The sequence below is a fragment of the Collinsella aerofaciens genome (genome assembly GCF_028209395.1).
Lineage (GTDB): Bacteria > Actinomycetota > Coriobacteriia > Coriobacteriales > Coriobacteriaceae > Collinsella > Collinsella aerofaciens_AZ.
This window is the reverse complement of record NZ_JAQLDQ010000002.1, coordinates 24,277-41,378: the sequence shown is the minus strand read 5'-3', so window position 1 is coordinate 41,378 and position 17,102 is coordinate 24,277. Positions and strand designations below refer to the sequence as shown.

Here is a 17,102-nt window from a genome sequence, read left to right as displayed (position 1 = left end):
ATTAACTGCCGTGCCGCTATACTGGTGCGCGGTCGTTTGCGAGCTCATGCGGCGGCCCTTGGTAACCCGACTTCCCGCGCCGTATCCGTAGCGGCGCTCCCGGGGGAAGCGGATATACGCAAAGGAGTTTTATATGAGCAATCCCTCGAACCGCGCTTCGATGCGCGGGCAACTCACGCTGCGCGGCGTCGTCATCGGCGTCCTTGGCTGCGTGGTCATCACGGCAAGCTCGGCCTACACCGCCCTCAAGATGGGCGCACTCCCCTGGCCGATTATTTTCGCTGCTGTCATCTCGCTGTTCTTCCTGAAGCTCATGGGCAACGCCAGCCTCAACGAGGCCAACGTCACCCACACCATCATGTCCGCGGGCGCCATGGTCGCCGGCGGCCTGGCGTTTACCATCCCGGGCGCCTGGATGCTGGGCTATGCCGACCAGATCAGCTGGCTCGACATGTTTATCGTGGCACTCGCCGGCACCATCTTGGGCCTGCTGGCAACGGCGCTCATCCACCGCCACTTTATCGTGGACGCCGCGCTGGAGTTTCCCACCGGCAATGCCGCAGCTCAGACACTGCGCGCCACCGAGGCCGGCGGCAAGACCGGCAAACAGCTCTTTGGCTCCATGGCCATCGCAGGCATCTACAGCGTGCTTCGCGACGCTCTGGGCGTGGTGCCCAGCATGTTGTGCACGCTCAATATCCCCGGCGTGACCTTTGCCATCTATAACTCGCCCATGCTGCTCTCCATCGGCTTTTTGGTTGGCTTCGCCCCGGTTGCCTTCTGGTTTGCCGGCGCGCTGCTAGGTAACTTTGGCATCATCGTGGGCGGCACCGCTGCCGGTCTATTCGACGTTGTGACTGCGCAGGGCATCGTCAAATCGCTCGGCATGGGTCTCATGATGGGCTTTGGCGTCGCCGTCGTCCTCAAGGACATCCTGCCGCAGGTCGCCGGCATCGCCCGCGGCCTCGCCGCCGACAGCTCCAGCGACACCGACGAGCAGTCGCTCATCTCGGGCTCGCTTAAGCTCGACGCCGGCATCATCGGCCTGGGTACTGCCGCCATCGCCGTGATCGTCGCCATCGCGCTCGAGCTGGGCCCCGTCCCGGCCGTCATCGTCACGCTGTTCACCTTTGTCACCACTATCATGAGCGCGCAGAGCTGCGGCCAGACGGGCATCGACCCCATGGAGATCTTCGGCCTCATCGTCATGCTCATCGTGGCTGCCTTCGCACAGATCGCCCAGGTCAAGCTGTTCTTTATCGCCGGCATCGTGGCCGTGGCATGCGGCCTTGCGGGCGACGTCATGAACGACTTTAAGGCCGGCGCCGTGCTGGGCACCAATCCGCGTGCGCAGTGGATCGGCCAGGCCATCGGCGGCATCGTGGGCGCCCTGGTCGCCGCTGCCGTCATGGTCGCGCTCGTCACCGCCTATGGTCCGGATGCTTTCGGCCCCGACAAGAGCTTTGTGGCCGCGCAGGCAAGCGTCGTCGCCACCATGGTCTCGGGCATCCCGAGCGTGCCGTGGTTCGCAGGCGGCTTTATCGCCGGCATCGTCATGTACTGGCTCGGCATTCCGGCCATGATGATCGGCCTAGGCGTGTACCTGCCGTTCTACATGTCGCTCACGGCCTTCTTGGGCTCCTGCGCCAAGCTCGCCTACGACAAGTGGGCCGCACGCCGCGACGCCGCTGCCGGTCTTTCGGACGAGGAGAAGGCCTCCAAGGATGCCGCCTTCCAGGAGCAGGGCCTGGTCGTCGCCAGCGGCCTGCTCGGCGGCGAGTCCATCGTCGGCGTTATCCTGGCGTTTGTCTCTGTTGGTCTGAGCCTGCTAGGGTAGGACGAACAACAACGCACCAGCGCAGAGCGCGGGGTCGGAATCAAACCGGCCCCGCGCTTTTTTGTCTATTTGACTCTTATGATCCTCACGGCGTTTTAGCCATGTCGATTAGCCTGACTTCCAGGTCAACAAACCTTGTCTGACACCTCGCCTAACGCGGTGTAGAGTAAAGACGACAGACGCAAGAAGCGGCTCAGAAGCTAAACGAGGTAAGCATGGAACTCGACAAACAACAGATCAAGCGGCTGCGCGAGCGTCATCATCGTCGTCACGGTATACGCCCTGCACACAGCGAGGCCATGGAGAATGCCACCCGTTTCCTTAAGCAGGCGTTCAACATACGCGAGGGACGCGCGCCCTATCACGTGATTCGCAAGCGCTTTGTAAACGGGGCGCGCCTGACTGGCTCGCACTTGTGCATCCTCATCATCGCCATGCTGATCGCGAGCATCGGCCTCGATATCGACTCGGATATCGCCATTGTAGGTGCCATGCTCATCTGCCCGCTCATGGGCTCGGTCCTTGCCATGGCATACGGCATTGCCACGCTCGACCGCGAGATTGCCGTCGAGGCAATTGCCGGCCTCGCGCTGCAGATGGTCTTTTGTCTAATCACGTCCACGCTGTACTTTAAGCTCTCGCCCCTTGGCACCACCACGGCCGCCATCATCGATAACTCGACACCCACCGTATGGGACCTTGCCGTCGCGCTCGCGGGCGGCTTTGCGGGCGGACTGGGCAACTCGCGCGACCAGGAACCCGCCACGCTCATCGCCGGCGTGGCCGTGGCGACCGCGCTCATGCCGCCCCTGTGCGCGGCGGGCTATGGCATCGCCATCGCAAGCGGGTCGCTGTTTCTTTCAGCCCTCTACGAGTTTGGCATCAACGTGGTCTTTATCGCACTGGCTGCCGAAGCCGTGCTGCTTCTTTTGCGCGTGCCGCTCAAGCGCGACCTCAACGGCGACGGCATTGTGACCGCCGAGGAAAACGCCGAGGTCGATGAGCTGTCACACAAGGTGCGCCTCCGCATCATCGTGGGCACGGTGATCTTTGCCATCCCCTGCATCGTTATGACCGCGGGATCCATTGGCTCGGCGCAGGCCGGCGTGCAGGACGGCTATGGCGTCACCGAAACCACGCGCGAGCTTGCCGCGGTGCTGCCGGGCTTTAAGGATTACACCGTTGCCGTCGAGACCTCGGCCACCGAAGGCGAGGAGGAGGGCCTTGTCGAGCGCGAGGTTGTCGCCCATGTGACGACAAGCGAGGCGCTTGGGGCACACGACCGCCGTGTAGCCCGCAAGCTCATCGACCTCAATGTGCCCGAGCTCGATCGCGTGGAGTTTGATGTGCAGTAATACGCGACGTGGGATGGATGCGCGCAGCCGCGAGTCACGACATGGCGCAGACGTGACGCGGGCCACGAGCAAATAGCGGGACGCGGTCCATGGCCGCGCTCCGCTCGCTGATTTATTGCCGTGAATCAGCTGTCCGCATCGACATCGCCAGACTCCACTGTAAACGCCGGACCGGTACTCACCAGATAAAAACGGGTCACCCTGGTATCTCTAAATAGGTAGAGCAAGCCCTGATCGCGTCGGCGCGAAATATACGCCACGTGGACCGTACCGAATTCTTCGCCGTTTTCCTTCTTTAATATCAGGATGTTGGGGTCATCCGTACGCTTAAACTGCCCGTCTGTGCAGATTCCGTCTTGGTCGACCAGCTGCCATCGACAGTTGTCCTCCTCAAGAAAAGCCAGGGTTTCCCGACTTGTTTCGTCATCCCGATAGTAACCGTCAATGGCAAAGCCTTCGGAAGCACATTCCTGCATATAGGATGTTTCTCGACTTATAGCGAACTGCCCTATAGCGCCCAGGAGCACAGCTAGGCAAACCACTGCAAGGGTTATCGAGATAGTACGGCGGCCCATATTAACCAGCCCGATACTTGTTTAACGGAGCACGAAACATACTTGGTACCTCCGATATCATGGCGAATGTCACCTACGGCCTGTCGGCAATCATATGTTTCCAACATCAAACCATATGGCAACCACTCGCGAGAGGAGTATCGGCGAACGGTGCATTTTTGCGTTCTATTGGGCAAACGTCAACGCGCGCTACAGCTCTTGCTCGACCTATTCAGATCTTGTCGCATACTACCGTAGATCCTCAACGCTTCCGCCCCCAAGAGATCATTTTTAGTACGTAAAGAAGCCCTCGCCCGAGCTTTCGCCCAGCTTACCTTCGTCGAGCATCTTCTTGAGGACGGACGCCATAGCCTTAAAGTTGTAGGGCATCATCATCTTCTTGAGCAGCGGGCTCACCAAGCCCGGGACCTTTTGGTACTGCATAACGATGTTGTACACCGTCTGGATGCCCACGGTGTCGAACACGCGGAACGGCCCCTTGGGAGCGCCGGTGCCGCGCGTCCACGCGAGGTCGATGCTCTTGGGGTCACTCACGCCCGAGACATACAGGTCAAGGCCCGAAAGCAGCCACGGCACCAGCATGGAATTGAGCAGGTAGCCGTTCTTTTCCTTGTTGACGGGCAGGGCAAGCATACGGATATCGTTGGCAAAGTCGACGAGCTCGTCGAAGTAGCGCTTGTCGGTTTGGTCCTGTGCCATGACCTCGGTCATGTTGTTCTTCCAGATAGAGTTGGCAAAGTGCAGCGACAGGTACTTCTCGGGACGACCGGTGTACTTGGCAAAGGTGCTCGGCAGCAGCGTGGATGAGTTGGTCACGATGACGGTCTTTTGCGGCAGAACCGGGGCGAGCTTCTTGTAGAAGTCGATCTTTGCCTGGGTGTCCTCGGCCATAGACTCAATGACCAGGTCGGCGTCGGCCACGGCCTTGGCAAGATCGAGCTCCAGCTTGAGTGTGGAGTAGGCACGCTCGACGGCGGCGAGCGCCGCTTCCTTGTCGAAGGGCTGGGTGCCATCGGCGATACCGGCGCACCACTCGCCCGTACCGTCCGCCATGCCCTCGATTGCCGCGATGTACTCCTCGCGCACATGATCGATCTTGGGCCGGGTGCGGCCGATGCTGCCCTCGCTGCGCAGCCAAATCGTTACATCAAAGCCGCAGTAGGCAGCCTGAAAGGCAATCTGGCTTCCCAACACGCCGCCGCCGGCAACACAAACGGTCTTGTAGCTCATAGGACGGTCCTCTCTTACGTAATTCCATAGATGTGTATTTATTCAACCGTAAGGATGACGCGCGCTGGGGGTAGGTTCTATAAACGGGCGGTATTTCGCGGCAAACGGCTACATATGTTCATTATCTCAGGGTTCCGAGGGCAGTTTTTGGTGCCACCGAGACGTCGTTTTCGGAAGTATGCGGCAAATTCCGGAACTCATGAGCACATCCTGGTTTTTCGCCAATAAAACCGCAGGTACAGAGCTTGGACATATCCGATGTGCTCGGCCTATTCAGATTTTGCCGCATACTTCCGAAATCTAAGTTCGCAAAGGGTGATAGTTGGGGCGTTTACGCAACAGATGTCTAGTAAAAACGGGTGGTAGCCGGTATGGCTACCACCCGTTTGTCTCATATCTAGCCCATAGCGGGCAAGCTACTTCTTAATGCCGCGTCCCAGACGCTTGGCGACCGATGCAACGGCCTCCTCGCTGGCCGGTCCGCAGCTCACGCAGCCATCGTGGGCACGCATCTGGCCGGTGACCTCGTCCATCGCGAGCGGCGCCACCTTCTCGAGCTTAAAGCCCTTGCCGGCGCGCATGTTTTCCTTGGCAACGCTGATCATGAGCTTAATACGGTTGAGCTGGTTGACCTCGGACGCACCGGGGTCGTAGTCCACCGCGACAATGTTGCTCTCGGGATGCTGGCGGCGCAGCTCCTTGATCACGGCCTTGCCAACCACGTGGTTGGGCAGGCACGCGAAGGGCTGCGTGCAGATGATGTTGGGCGCACCGTGGTCGATGAGGTCGAGCATCTCGGCCGTGAGCAGCCAGCCCTCGCCCATGTTGTTGCACACCGAAAGCACCGTACGGGCCTTGTCGGCCATAGTACCGATGCGCTCGGGCGCCTCAAAGCGTCGGGACTTTTCGAGCATCTCCTCCACCGGCGTACGCATCCAGTCCACGAGCTTGATGAGCGCCTGCATACCAGCGCGCGTGGTAGCAGAGCTTCCCAGCTCGTCCTTCTGCAGCTCGGCATTACTCATGGAGTACAGGAAGAAGTCGAGCAGGCCCGGCACCACGGCCTCGCAGCCCTCGCGCTCAATGACATCGACCACGTGGTTGTTAGCCGTGGGATGGAACTTGACCAAGATCTCACCGACCACGCCCACGCGCGGCTTGGTGCCCTCGCCCACGAGCGGCATGGTGTCGAACGCGCGGATGGCCTCGCGGCACAGCTTAGTGTAGTTGTGGCGGTTAAACTTGGGCGCCAGCTTACGGGCACGCGCCATGTACTCTTCATAGAGCGTGTTGGCGGCACCAGGCGTGGCCTCGTACGGGCGGCAGCGGTAGAGCATCTGCATCATCACGTCGCCAAAGAGCACCGCGTAGACTGCCTGCTTAAGCAGCGCCGGCGTCAGTTTAAAGCCGGGGTTGTCCTCGCCCAGCGCCACGGCCGAAAGCGAGATCACGGGGATCTCGGGGTGGCCGCTCTCGCGCAGGGCCTTGCGGATGAGCGCGATGTAGTTGGTGGCACGGCAGCCGCCGCCGGTCTGGCTGATGACCACGGCGGTCTTGGACAGGTCGTACCGACCGCTCTCGATGGCCTCCATAATCTGGCCCGTCACCAGAATCGACGGGTAGCAAATGTCATTGTTCACATAGCGCAGGCCAGCCTCGACGGCATCGTGGTCGGTCGAGGGCAGCAGCTCCAAGTTGTAGCCGGCACCGCGGAACACCTCTTTGACCAGGTCAAAGTGGATCGGCGCCATCTGCGGGCACAGGATGGTATAGCCCTCGTCGCGCATCTGCTCGGTAAAGGGCACCTTGGGCCATGCGGTCGAGGCGCTCTCACGCTGTGCCTCGAACGTGTACTTGCGGCTCGCGAACGCGGGGGCATCCGTGGAGGGCGCCACCGGCGCAGCGTCGCCCTGCTCAAAGACCTTGCCCGCAGCCGTGGCCTCGGCCAAGCGCTCGGCCTCCTGGTCCTTGAGCGCCGCCATGAGCGAGCGGATGCGGATGCGCGCGGCGCCCAGGTTGGACACCTCGTCGATCTTGAGCACGGTGTAGATCTTGCCACTGGCCTCCAGGATCTCCTGCACCTGATCGGTGGTCAAGGCATCGAGGCCGCAGCCGAAGGAATTGAGCTGGATCAGGTCCAGGTCGTTGCGCATCGTCACAAAACGGGCGACGGCGTACAGGCGACTGTGGTACATCCACTGGTCGACGACGCGAATCGGACGCTCGGGCTTTACCAGATGCGCGAGCGAATCCTCGGTAAAGACCGCAAAGCCAAAGCTCGAGATAAGCTCGGGCAGGGCGTGGTTGATCTCGGGGTCGTTATGGTAGGGACGACCGGCGAGCACGATGCCGTGACCGCCGTGGTCCTCGACCCACTTAAGAGCCTCCTCGCCCATGGTCTGGATGTCCTCGTGGAAACGCGCATCGGCCTCAAAGGCAGCGTTGACGGCGGCATCGACCTCGGAACGCGTGATTTTGGGACCGCGCACGCGGCCGCGCCCGGCCTCAGCATCGGCCACACGGTCGACAGCGAGCACCTGGTACAGACGGCGCTTGAGCTCGGTCTTATCGTGATAGGGCACAAACGGGTACAGGAACTCGATGTTCTGCTCGCGGATCTCGTCGATGTTGAGCGCCAACGCGGTGGGGTAACTCATGACGATGGGGCAGTTGTAGCAGTTACCGGCCGTCGGGTCCTCTTTGCGCTCCCAGCGCACGCACGGCATCCAGATAAAGTCAACGTCGCGGTCGATAAGGTTCATCACGTGGCCGTGGCTCATCTTGGCCGGATAGCACACGCTCTCGGACGGCATGGACTCGATGCCCGCCTGGTAGGTCTTCTTGCTCGACTGGTCGGACAGCTGCACGCTAAAGCCCAGACGCGTAAAGAACGCGTGCCAGAAGGGGTAGTTCTCGTACATGTTGAGCGCGCGCGGAATGCCCACGGTGCCGCGCGGGGCCTCGTCGGGGCTCAGAACCTCGCGGTTAAACAGCAACTCGTTTTTCTTTTTGAAGAGGTTGGGGGCCTCGGTCTTCTGCTTTTTGTGGCCGGCGCCCTTCTCGCAGCGGTTGCCGGTGATAAAGCGCCTGCCGCCGCCAAAGTCGTTGACGGTAAGCTGGCAGTTGTTGGAGCAGCGGCCGCAGCGAACATGCTTTTGCGTCACGGTGAGGTGCGCGATGTCCTCGGCCGAAAGGATGGTCGAGGTGCCGTCGGCGCCGGCGCGATCGCGGGCGAGCAGGGCCGCACCGTAGGCGCCCATGCAGCCGGCGATGTCGGGACGCACGGCATCAACGCCCGTGAGCTGCTCAAACGCGCGCAGCGTGGCATCGGACATAAAGGTGCCGCCCTGGACGATCACCTGGCTGCCGATCTCCTTGGGGTCGCGCAGCTTAATGACCTTGAACAGGGCATTCTTAATGACGGAATAGGACAGGCCGGCCGCGATGTCGCCCACCGTGGCGCCTTCCTTTTGCGCCTGCTTGACGCGCGAGTTCATAAAGACCGTGCAGCGGCTGCCCAAATCGACCGGGGCCTTGGCATGGATGGCGGCATCGGCAAACGCGCGCACGTCCATGTTCATAGAGACGGCGAAGCTCTCGATAAAGCTACCGCAACCCGACGAGCAGGCCTCGTTGAGCATGATGTGCTCAATCACGCCGTCCTTGACGCGCAGGCACTTCATGTCCTGGCCGCCAATGTCCAGAATAAACTCGACGCCGGGCAGGAATGCCTTGGCACCGCGCAGGTGCGCGACGGTCTCGATCTCGCCGGAGTCGGCCTTGAGGGCCTCGATGAGCAGCGCCTCGCCGTAGCCCGTGGTGGTCACGTGGCCGATGGTGCAGCCGGCGGGGATGTGGTTGTAGAAATCGGCCATGATGACCTTGGCCGTGCCCAGGATGTCACCGTTGTTGTTGCCGTACCAGGTGTGCAGCAGCTGGCCGTCCTCGCCCACGAGCGCGGCTTTCATGGTGGTGGAGCCGGCGTCGATACCGATGAACACGCGGCCGGTGTAGCCGTCGAGCTTGCCCTTGGGGACGACTTCTTGGTCGTGGCGACCCTTGAACTCGGCAAAGTCCTCGTCGGTGGCAAAGAGCGGATCCAGGCGCTCGACCTCAGCACCCTGCGTGTCGCCCAAGCTGTCGATGGCCTCGATAAGCTGTGGGAACGTGCTGAGCTTGTTGGACTCGTGCGCCATGGCAGCGCCGCTCGCCACAAACAGGTGGGCGTTTTGGGGCACGATACGGTGCTCCTCGTCCAGGTTGAGCGTGAGGTAGAAGCGGTGGCGCAGCTCGGAGAGATACTGCAGCGGGCCGCCCAGGAAGGCGACGTTGCCGCGGATGGGGCGGCCGCACGCCAGGCCCGAGATGGTCTGGGTCACGACGGCCTGGAAGATGGAGGCAGCCACGTCCTCGGGACGGGCGCCCTCGTTGAGCAGCGGTTGCACGTCGGTCTTGGCAAATACGCCGCAGCGACTGGCGATGGGATAGATGGTGGTCGCGTTGGCCGCGAGCTCGTTGAGGCCGCTCGCGTCGGTGTGCAGCAGGGTTGCCATCTGGTCGATGAACGCGCCCGTGCCGCCGGCGCAGGTGCCGTTCATGCGCTGCTCGATGCCGTTATCGAAGTAGATGATCTTGGCGTCCTCGCCACCCAGCTCGATGGCGACATCGGTGGCGGGGATAAGGGTCTCGACGGCGCGCTTGCTGGCGATGACCTCCTGGACAAACTCCAGATCGAGCCACTGGGACAGCAGCAGGCCACCCGAGCCGGTGATGGCGCAGGTCATCTGCGCCGTCGGTAGCACGGTCGCGGCCCCCTCGAACAGGTCGCGGGCGCAGGCGCGGACGTCGGTGTGATGGCGCTGGTACTTGGCATAGACGATTTGGTTGTCGTCGTTGAGCACGGCGAGCTTGACGGTGGTGGAGCCCACGTCTATGCCCAGATGCAGGTTGCCGCGGGCGACCTCGGGGTTGAAGATCGCGCCTTCGGGGGCGTGGGCGGCGGCTACGGGCTCGGCGGCGGCGGGCTCGCTAGCAACGGACGTCTCCCCTGCCGTGTTCTTGGCATCGGCAACTGCCTCGGCGACCTTCTCGGCAGCGGCAGTCGCGGCCTTCTGCGCGGCATCCACCACGGCGGGCGCGGCCTCGCGTGCGGCAGCGACCATACGGTCCTTAATGCCCTCGACGAGTTTGCTCATTGTCTCTCCTCTTAGTTGTTGGACTCGACGGTTGCGGCGGTGTCGGCCGCGTCCTCAAGCTGCAAGTTCAATAGCTTCATGCCGTATTCCGGCACGTTGATATCGATGGGTTGGCCATACAGGTCACCAGGGCGCACAAAAGCGAGCACCGTCATAATGCGCGCCATGGCCTCGGGCGATTCGGTGAGTCCACGCTCGAACCAGCGCTGAATCATGCCGACCTCGGCACTCACGACGTAGGTAACGTAGTAGTCAAAGAACGTGCCCAGCGCCAGGCCCAAAATGCCCGTCTGCGCACGCGGCACCACAGCCTCACGCGCGGTGTCGATAATCCTTTTAATGAAGGCCTGGTCGCCGCCCGGACCCAGCAGCGCACCGATTAAGTCGCGGTTGGCCGCAAGATAACGCAGCAGCTCAACCGAACCGGGCGCCGGCTCGAGCTCATCGATGTTGTGATAGAGATCGGGCAGCTGAGCTGCAGTGATGAGCTCAATGCGCTCACGAATCTCGGCCAGCAAGCCGTCCTCGATTTGATTGATAAAGTCGGGAATATCGCGGTAGTGCGAATAGAACGTGCGGCGCGTAAGACCGGCGCGCTCGGTGAGCGACGCAACGTTAATGCGCGAAAGGTCGCCGCTTTCGGCAAGCTCGCTGGCAAGTGCCTGGCGAAGGGCACGCTGCGAGCGAAGGGATCGGCGATCGCATTTCTCGAGCTGGGACAAGCGTCCTCCCTGTTACTCAACCTGTGCACTATTGCACAGTGCGAGTATTATTGCACACCGTGTGCATCAACACGTAAAGGCAATATTTAGAATGTGACGAGGGGCAGTCCCTTTGTCACATTATTATTCGATGACGGTGCGGAAGTTTTGTTTGCGCATGGTGGCGAGCATGTGTTTGGGAACGGCGTGGACCATGCAGCTGCCGATGGTCGCGCTCGCGGCGGCTTTAGCTGCATCGCTAGCGTTTTTGGTCGCGTAGCTGTGGCGGAAACGCTTGAGCATGGCGATGTCGTTTCCGCCGTCGCCATAAACCGCAACCTCGTCCTCGGCAATGCCGTAGTAGCCCGCCAGCCAGGCCACACTCTCGCCCTTGTTGCATGCCACATCCGTGATCTCGAACATCACCGGGTCAAACGGCGCGTTGACCACGCGGTCCGATCGCTCGGCAAGATACGCCTTAAGGTCGCGCTCCAACTCGGGCGAGATCACGCGGCAGTTGATCTTGCATACATCGTGACGCAAGATATCGCCGATCGACTGGTCGAAATACTGTTCCTCGTGGTACCCGCCACGCGCACGCATACCGCGCATCACGATGCGCTTGATGGGGCTGTCCTTTTTAAAGCCCGCCTGATGCATCTCGAACGATCCACTCGAAAACATGCCATCGGGCGTGGAGCAATCAAAGCAAATGTCCGGGAACGCCTTGAGCAGCTCCTCGGTAACCTGCGGGTCGATGGTCCAGGTTTTGAGCACCTCGCCATGACTGTCTCGCACGATGGATCCATTGGAGCAGCAGGCGTCAAGCGCCAGGCCCGTAAAGCCATGCTCGCCGATCGGCAACGTCGAGCGTCCAGTCGCGGGAACCACGTGCAGGCCAGCCTCAGTCAGCTCGCGAATGGCGCGGCGGATAGTCCCATCTGCCTCGTGCAGGGCGTTAAGCAGCGTTCCGTCTAAGTCACTCGCAAACATCTTGATCATGGGCATGTCTCTCCTTCGTCTGCCCGATATTGTAGACGAAGGAGAGGCATGCCCAAACAATGCCGTCCCGGCGCGGCGGGCCACTGCCTCCGCAAATTCACGGTGCCCCAGCGCGTCAAGACAATCGCCGCAAGCGATTTTTCAGACGATAAAACAGCGCCGTCGTCAACGTCAGCACCGCCAACATGGCTGCGAATACAATCGCCGGTGTCCATCGATCATATGCAACCCCGTACGTCAATTGGCCGATAGGTGTTGCGCAGGAAAGGACCATGTAAACGACCGAAAGCACTTTTCCGCAGAGCTCAGTCGGCGCTGCCCGCTGAACAAACGCGGTGATTTCAACCGACGCAATGCTTGCCCACACCATGATCCATGCCGAACCAACCGCAAACACGGTGAACACGCATACATCTACGCCGAACAGCAGCGTAACAATAATCGGCGCGACTCCAAAACAGATCATCGCAACATATCGACATATGCCATTGAAAGAAAAACGATGCGGCCAAATGCCGACCAAGCCACTGCCGGTAAGACCACCCAGGCCCAGAGCAACCTCAACTATCCCAACGCAGGACGATTGCATGCCGAGATGCTTTGTAACAATAATGGGAGCGCCAATCGTTAGCCCAACCAACGCAAGGTTCAAAACTGCCGCAAGCAAAATCACAGCGACCAATGATGCATTTTGCAACAGATACCGAATCGACTCCCGAAAATCGTTTCGGCATGTCGTACGAGTCGCGCCGTCTCCCATCGTTTCAGATGAGGCATTTTGCTTGAGTACGCCACCAAACAACAGAGCTGAAATCGCAAACGTTACCGACGCGATTGTGCAAAGAGCATCGATGCCAAAGCACCCATAGACTGCCGTCCCGACCACAGGACCCAAGATATTGCTCACCATGGTCACCTGCGAAACCAATGCAGTGGCCCGCTCAACCTTCTTTTCACCCGCCATGCGCACCGTCTCAATTTGGAGTATTGGCTTTAGCAGCGATTGAGCGCCATATTGAACACAAAGTATCGCTACTACGACGACCGCAAGAGGCAATGAGTGCTTCATGGGGATAGACAGCAGTGATGCAGTCATCAGAGCAATGCCGAGGGCCACGAGGGCCTCGCGATGTCTTCCCCTATCCGCCAAGATTCCGCCAATCGGAGTTGCGAGTACGCCGGGTATGAACGCTATCGCCACGGCGGCGCCATATAACGTTGACGATCCGCTGCAATCGAACAAGTAAAGCGGATACGCAAAGCACAGCGCCGACAGCATCGAATACGTGCACAGCTGCGCAACCAGAAGTTCCGCGAGCCTGATTGACCGCACTGTTTTTGATTTCAACGAGACGCCGACGTCTCTCAGCCCAGCCATAAGCCCACCCCCTATACATACCACTAGTATGTATTTAATGACTTGAAAAGGGCAGCCGTGGCTACCCTCACAAATCAATTACATACCGTTGGTATCTATATTACCACCCAGCGCGGTCCCATACGTCCCAAATCCGTGCCGTTGTCTGGAGCACTTCCTCGCCCAAATCGAGTCCCACCGCAGCGGCCATCTGCGCCAGACATTGTGCACGAGCGAGCATTCGCTCCTTGGGCTCGAGCGGACGGAACAGCGGCAGCAGCCAGAGATTCGCCAACAACGATACGGCCTCCGCCGCTTCGCGCGGGCATTCGCACGCAATGGAGCCGTCGGCGATGCCCTCCTCGATCACTGGCAAGAGACAGCCATCGGCTGACTCGTCAAACGAGCCCTGGTACTGCATCGCCAGTAGACGCGAGCTTTTTACCGGATCCGCCGCAGGATGCATGCGTGCCCATAGCTCAATTTGCGGAACAACGGACTCGGGCGCGTACAGCCGCCTGAGCTTTTGGGCTCCGGTCATATTACCGACGCCAAGCATCGAGCGGCGGTGCTCAACAATCGGAGTCATCGCCCGATCAAACGCGGCGTTGAAAATCTCTTCTTTGCTCTTGAAGTGATGATAGACAGCGCCCTTGGTCATGCCGTCGAGACGGTCAACGATATCTTGAATACTCGTCCCCTCATAACCCTGTGCGCAGAATAGCTCCAGTGCCGCGTCGAGAATCTTCGCGACCGTCTCCTCGGGATATTTATTGCGACCCATAATCCGCCCATCCGCAACGCAAGCCTTATGCCTCATTGCAGCATTTTAACGTTGCGGATGGCAGACGGTCGATTCTACACCGCGGCCGGGCCGTGTTCGCCGGTGCGAATGCGGATGACTTCTTCGACCGGCTCGACCCAAATCTTGCCGTCGCCGACGGCACCGGTGCGGGCGGCATTGCAGATGATGTCGACAATTCCGTCAACGTGCTCATCAGCGCAGATGAGGGTGAACTGCACCTTGGGGATGGTATTGACGAGCAGTTCGTTGCCGCGCACGTATTCCTTCCAGCCATGCTGTGCGCCGCAGCCCTGCACCTGGTTGATAGTCATGCCGCGAACATCAGCAGCAAACAGCGCATCTTTGAGAACCTCAAGCTTCTCCTGGCGCACGATAGCCGTAATTTTCTTCATAGTGAATTCCTCTCTTCAATAAAAGAAATGAATTGTCCTTCACATGGCACGGGTTTTCCAGGTGCCCGAGATTGCCCCGAAAGAGGAGCGCCGCGTACTTCGGTACGCAAGCGACGGTTTGAGGGGCAAGGTCGGGTGCCTGGGAAAGCCGTGCTGCTAATCGAGTCCGGAGAACGAAGGATATGCGCTCTCGCCGTGCTGACTCGCATCCAAGCCCAGCGCCTCATCGGCCTCGTCCACGCGCAGGCTGCCGCGGAACAGCGCCTTGACCACCGCGGCAATCACCAAGTCGAGCACCAGCACAATAGCGACCGTCACCACAATGCCCAGGATTTGCGAGATGAGCAGCGACATGTCACCCGTGTAGAACAGGCCGCCCTTACCGGTCCACGAAAGCTCCGGCACGCAGAACAGGCCCGTGAGCACGCCGCCCAAGATGCCGCCGATACCATGGCAGCCAAACGCGTCGAGCGCATCGTCGTAGCCGAACTTGGTCTTGAGATGGCTGATGGCCAGGTAACAGACGGGAGAGACGATCAGGCCCATGACCAGCGCCGCCCACGGCTCGACAAAGCCCGCGCCCGGCGTGACCACCACAAGGCCCGCAACCAGACCGGTGCTGGCGCCCACCAGCGTGGGACGACCGGTGTGCACGCGCTCGACGGCAAGCCACGAGACCATGCCCGCCGCGCTGGCCGTCACGGTGTTGAGGATGGCGAGTGCCGCCACGGCGTCGGCCTTAAACTCGCTGCCGCCGTTAAAGCCAAACCAACCAAACCAAAGTAGACCGGCGCCCAGCGCCACAAACGGCACGTTATGCGGACGGTAGCTCACCATGCCAAAGCCGCGACGACGGCCGAGCATTAAGCAGAGAATCAGGCCCGTGAGACCAGACGAAATGTGTACCACGTCGCCGCCGGCAAAGTCGAGCGCGCCGATGATGTCGCCGATAAAGGAACCATCGCCGCCCCAAACCATGTGGGCGAGCGGCGCATAGACCACGAGCAGCCAAATGCCCAGGAAGGCCGTCATGGCACCAAACTTAACGCGGCCTGCCAGACTGCCCGTAACGATAGCGGCGGTGATCATGGCAAACGCCATCTGGAAGGCGATGTTGATGATCTGAGGGTAGACGGCACCGCCCGCGGCATTGCCCTCGGCCGCCTGCAGCACCTGGTTGAGCACCGGTAGGCACAGCAACTGGTCAAGGCCTCCAATAAACGGACTCGAGCCGTCGCCGCCGTAGGCCAGCGACCAGCCGGCAACAATCCACAGCACACCAACCAGGCCAATGGCGCCAAAGCACATAAGCATGGTGTTGATGACATTTTTGCGCCTAGACAGACCGCCATAGAAAAACGCCAGGCCCGGTGTCATTAAAAACACGAGCATGGTGCAGATGAGCATAAACGTTGTCGATCCCGTATCGTACATTCGTCCCCCTTGGTCGCATGAACGTTGTCGGCGCCCATAATGCGGCCGAGGGGCAACTGGTGTAGACCAGATACGGCGTTGTTAAACGCTGCGTTGTCGAATGGAAACGGTGCCGCAATCTTGGAAACGGCGCGGCAACGGGCGCGAAACGAACGGGAAATACGCGAGCAAGGAAGCCGTGAGCGCGCCCGCCCCGCCTAGCGCCGGAACAGCTCGCGAGCTCGGTCGCGGAGATCGGTGGCCCGGATGACGCCCTCGTAGCGATTGATGCGCAAGCGCGGAAAGGCATTGAAGAAGCGCAGGTCGCGACGACTGAGCGACACACTCGGCACCGGACGGCTCATGCGCTTGCCGGCAAGGCGACGACTGAGCGACGGACGCGGCATGCTCGGCGCGGCATCGGCAACGCGGCGGGCAGCAAGCGCCAGGCCGCGAGCACCATCCGAGATAAACGTCGGCATCGAAGCCTTCTCGCGCAGGGCATCGAGCGCCGCGTCGCCCAGCTCGGCCAGCCAAGCGTTAACGGCGCGACCGCGGATATGCGTCTGCGCCACCGAGTCGATCGCCGAATCGGGAATACGTTCGAGCATAGAGTCGGAGGCGTCGGCAAGCGACTCATTGATGCGGTCGGCAAGGTCGGCACGCACACGCTCAAGCTGATCGGACAGGCGGCGCCAGCTGGCCAACGAGCACACCGCATCGACCATCATCGCGACCGCGACGATAAAGGCGGACAGCCGCACAATCAGCACCGGCAGATGGCCAAGCAGCCCCAGCAATGCCGGCTCCACTAAACGGCAAATACACAACGCACCCAAGCCAAATGCGCAGGCCCAGTACAGGCAGATGCGTCCGTGCAGGTTAAACGGCAGATGCGAGTAATCCCAAAACCGGGCACCCGTCGTTTTTTCCAACAGCACGCCCACGCTATATTCGATCAGGCTGCATACGAGCGCGGCAGCGACAAACTGGCTCGAGGCGTCTGGGATTCCACGCAGCAGCAGCCAGCACGCGATGCCGCCCGCACCGTAGATGGGACAACACGGCCCTAGCAAAAAGCCGCTGTTGGCAAAGCGTCCGTGGTTGAGCATGGCGCAGACTGTCGACTCCCATACCCAGCCGCAAAAACCGTAGAAGGCAAACGAGAGTACCAGCGCCGAGAGCGGACAGGCGGCAAGCGTCGCGCCGTCAAATGCCATGTCGATCGCGGTTCCCACCG

12 protein-coding genes are annotated in these 17,102 nt (G+C 60.7%); 2 read left to right on the top strand and 10 right to left on the bottom strand.

What is annotated here, in order from left to right; translation table 11 throughout:
* Window positions 1-133: 133 nt before the first annotated feature.
* Together PMW67_RS01410 and PMW67_RS01405 are read left to right on the top strand one after the other, a co-directional pair.
* A complete protein-coding gene (locus tag PMW67_RS01410; protein ID WP_271738586.1) occupies window positions 134-1,837 on the top strand; it encodes an OPT/YSL family transporter in 1,704 nt (567 codons plus the stop codon).
* Between the two features lie 215 nt (window positions 1,838-2,052).
* On the top strand, window positions 2,053-3,192 hold the full coding sequence (locus PMW67_RS01405; RefSeq protein ID WP_271738585.1) for a DUF389 domain-containing protein: 1,140 nt from the start codon (window positions 2,053-2,055) through the stop codon (window positions 3,190-3,192).
* A gap of 125 nt (window positions 3,193-3,317) precedes the next feature.
* Here PMW67_RS01405 and PMW67_RS01400 read toward each other — a convergent pair whose 3' ends face one another.
* The 10 genes from PMW67_RS01400 to PMW67_RS01355 form a co-directional block, all read right to left on the bottom strand.
* Window positions 3,318-3,668 carry a hypothetical protein gene (locus PMW67_RS01400; RefSeq protein WP_117778602.1) on the bottom strand — a complete coding sequence of 117 codons (351 nt, stop codon included), beginning with the start codon at window positions 3,666-3,668 and terminating at the stop codon, window positions 3,318-3,320.
* Between the two features lie 369 nt (window positions 3,669-4,037).
* The gene (locus PMW67_RS01395) at window positions 4,038-4,997 is read right to left on the bottom strand and encodes a 3-hydroxyacyl-CoA dehydrogenase (RefSeq protein ID WP_271738584.1); all 960 of its coding nucleotides are present in this window, start codon (window positions 4,995-4,997) and stop codon (window positions 4,038-4,040) included.
* A 416-nt stretch (window positions 4,998-5,413) separates the two neighbouring features.
* Window positions 5,414-10,192 (bottom strand): 2-hydroxyacyl-CoA dehydratase, encoded by a 4,779-nt coding sequence (locus PMW67_RS01390; protein ID WP_271738583.1) that lies wholly within the window; start codon window positions 10,190-10,192, stop codon window positions 5,414-5,416.
* A gap of 11 nt (window positions 10,193-10,203) precedes the next feature.
* Window positions 10,204-10,914 carry a TetR/AcrR family transcriptional regulator gene (locus PMW67_RS01385; RefSeq protein ID WP_040358972.1) on the bottom strand — a complete coding sequence of 237 codons (711 nt, stop codon included), beginning with the start codon at window positions 10,912-10,914 and terminating at the stop codon, window positions 10,204-10,206.
* A gap of 123 nt (window positions 10,915-11,037) precedes the next feature.
* Window positions 11,038-11,895 (bottom strand): HAD-IIB family hydrolase, encoded by an 858-nt coding sequence (locus PMW67_RS01380; RefSeq protein ID WP_271738582.1) that lies wholly within the window; start codon window positions 11,893-11,895, stop codon window positions 11,038-11,040.
* 115 nt (window positions 11,896-12,010) lie between these two features.
* Window positions 12,011-13,273, bottom strand: coding sequence for an MFS transporter (locus PMW67_RS01375; RefSeq protein ID WP_271738581.1), 1,263 nt, complete (start codon window positions 13,271-13,273; stop codon window positions 12,011-12,013).
* 100 nt (window positions 13,274-13,373) lie between these two features.
* Entirely contained in the window at window positions 13,374-14,036 is a 663-nt protein-coding gene (locus PMW67_RS01370) for a TetR/AcrR family transcriptional regulator (protein WP_158548909.1), read from the bottom strand.
* A gap of 74 nt (window positions 14,037-14,110) precedes the next feature.
* A complete protein-coding gene (locus PMW67_RS01365; protein WP_099432138.1) occupies window positions 14,111-14,449 on the bottom strand; it encodes a P-II family nitrogen regulator in 339 nt (112 codons plus the stop codon).
* 156 nt (window positions 14,450-14,605) lie between these two features.
* Window positions 14,606-15,883 (bottom strand): ammonium transporter, encoded by a 1,278-nt coding sequence (locus PMW67_RS01360; protein WP_117563834.1) that lies wholly within the window; start codon window positions 15,881-15,883, stop codon window positions 14,606-14,608.
* A gap of 197 nt (window positions 15,884-16,080) precedes the next feature.
* A complete protein-coding gene (locus tag PMW67_RS01355) occupies window positions 16,081-17,100 on the bottom strand; it encodes a putative ABC transporter permease (RefSeq protein WP_271738580.1) in 1,020 nt (339 codons plus the stop codon).
* Between the last annotated feature and the right edge of the window lie 2 nt (window positions 17,101-17,102).

Bases quoted from the DNA above. Each gene is read 5' to 3' on its own strand.
- PMW67_RS01395 (WP_271738584.1), bottom strand. From the start codon at position 4,997: ATGAGCTACAAGACCGTTTGTGTTGCCGGCGGCGGCGTGTTGGGAAGC.
- PMW67_RS01405 (WP_271738585.1), top strand. From the start codon at position 2,053: ATGGAACTCGACAAACAACAGATCAAGCGGCTGCGCGAGCGTCATCAT.
- PMW67_RS01390 (WP_271738583.1), bottom strand. From the start codon at position 10,192: ATGAGCAAACTCGTCGAGGGCATTAAGGACCGTATGGTCGCTGCCGCA.
- PMW67_RS01370 (WP_158548909.1), bottom strand. From the start codon at position 14,036: ATGGGTCGCAATAAATATCCCGAGGAGACGGTCGCGAAGATTCTCGAC.
- PMW67_RS01365 (WP_099432138.1), bottom strand. From the start codon at position 14,449: ATGAAGAAAATTACGGCTATCGTGCGCCAGGAGAAGCTTGAGGTTCTC.
- PMW67_RS01400 (WP_117778602.1), bottom strand. From the start codon at position 3,668: ATGCAGGAATGTGCTTCCGAAGGCTTTGCCATTGACGGTTACTATCGG.
- PMW67_RS01410 (WP_271738586.1), top strand. From the start codon at position 134: ATGAGCAATCCCTCGAACCGCGCTTCGATGCGCGGGCAACTCACGCTG.
- PMW67_RS01360 (WP_117563834.1), bottom strand. From the start codon at position 15,883: ATGTACGATACGGGATCGACAACGTTTATGCTCATCTGCACCATGCTC.
- PMW67_RS01375 (WP_271738581.1), bottom strand. From the start codon at position 13,273: ATGGCTGGGCTGAGAGACGTCGGCGTCTCGTTGAAATCAAAAACAGTG.
- PMW67_RS01380 (WP_271738582.1), bottom strand. From the start codon at position 11,895: ATGATCAAGATGTTTGCGAGTGACTTAGACGGAACGCTGCTTAACGCC.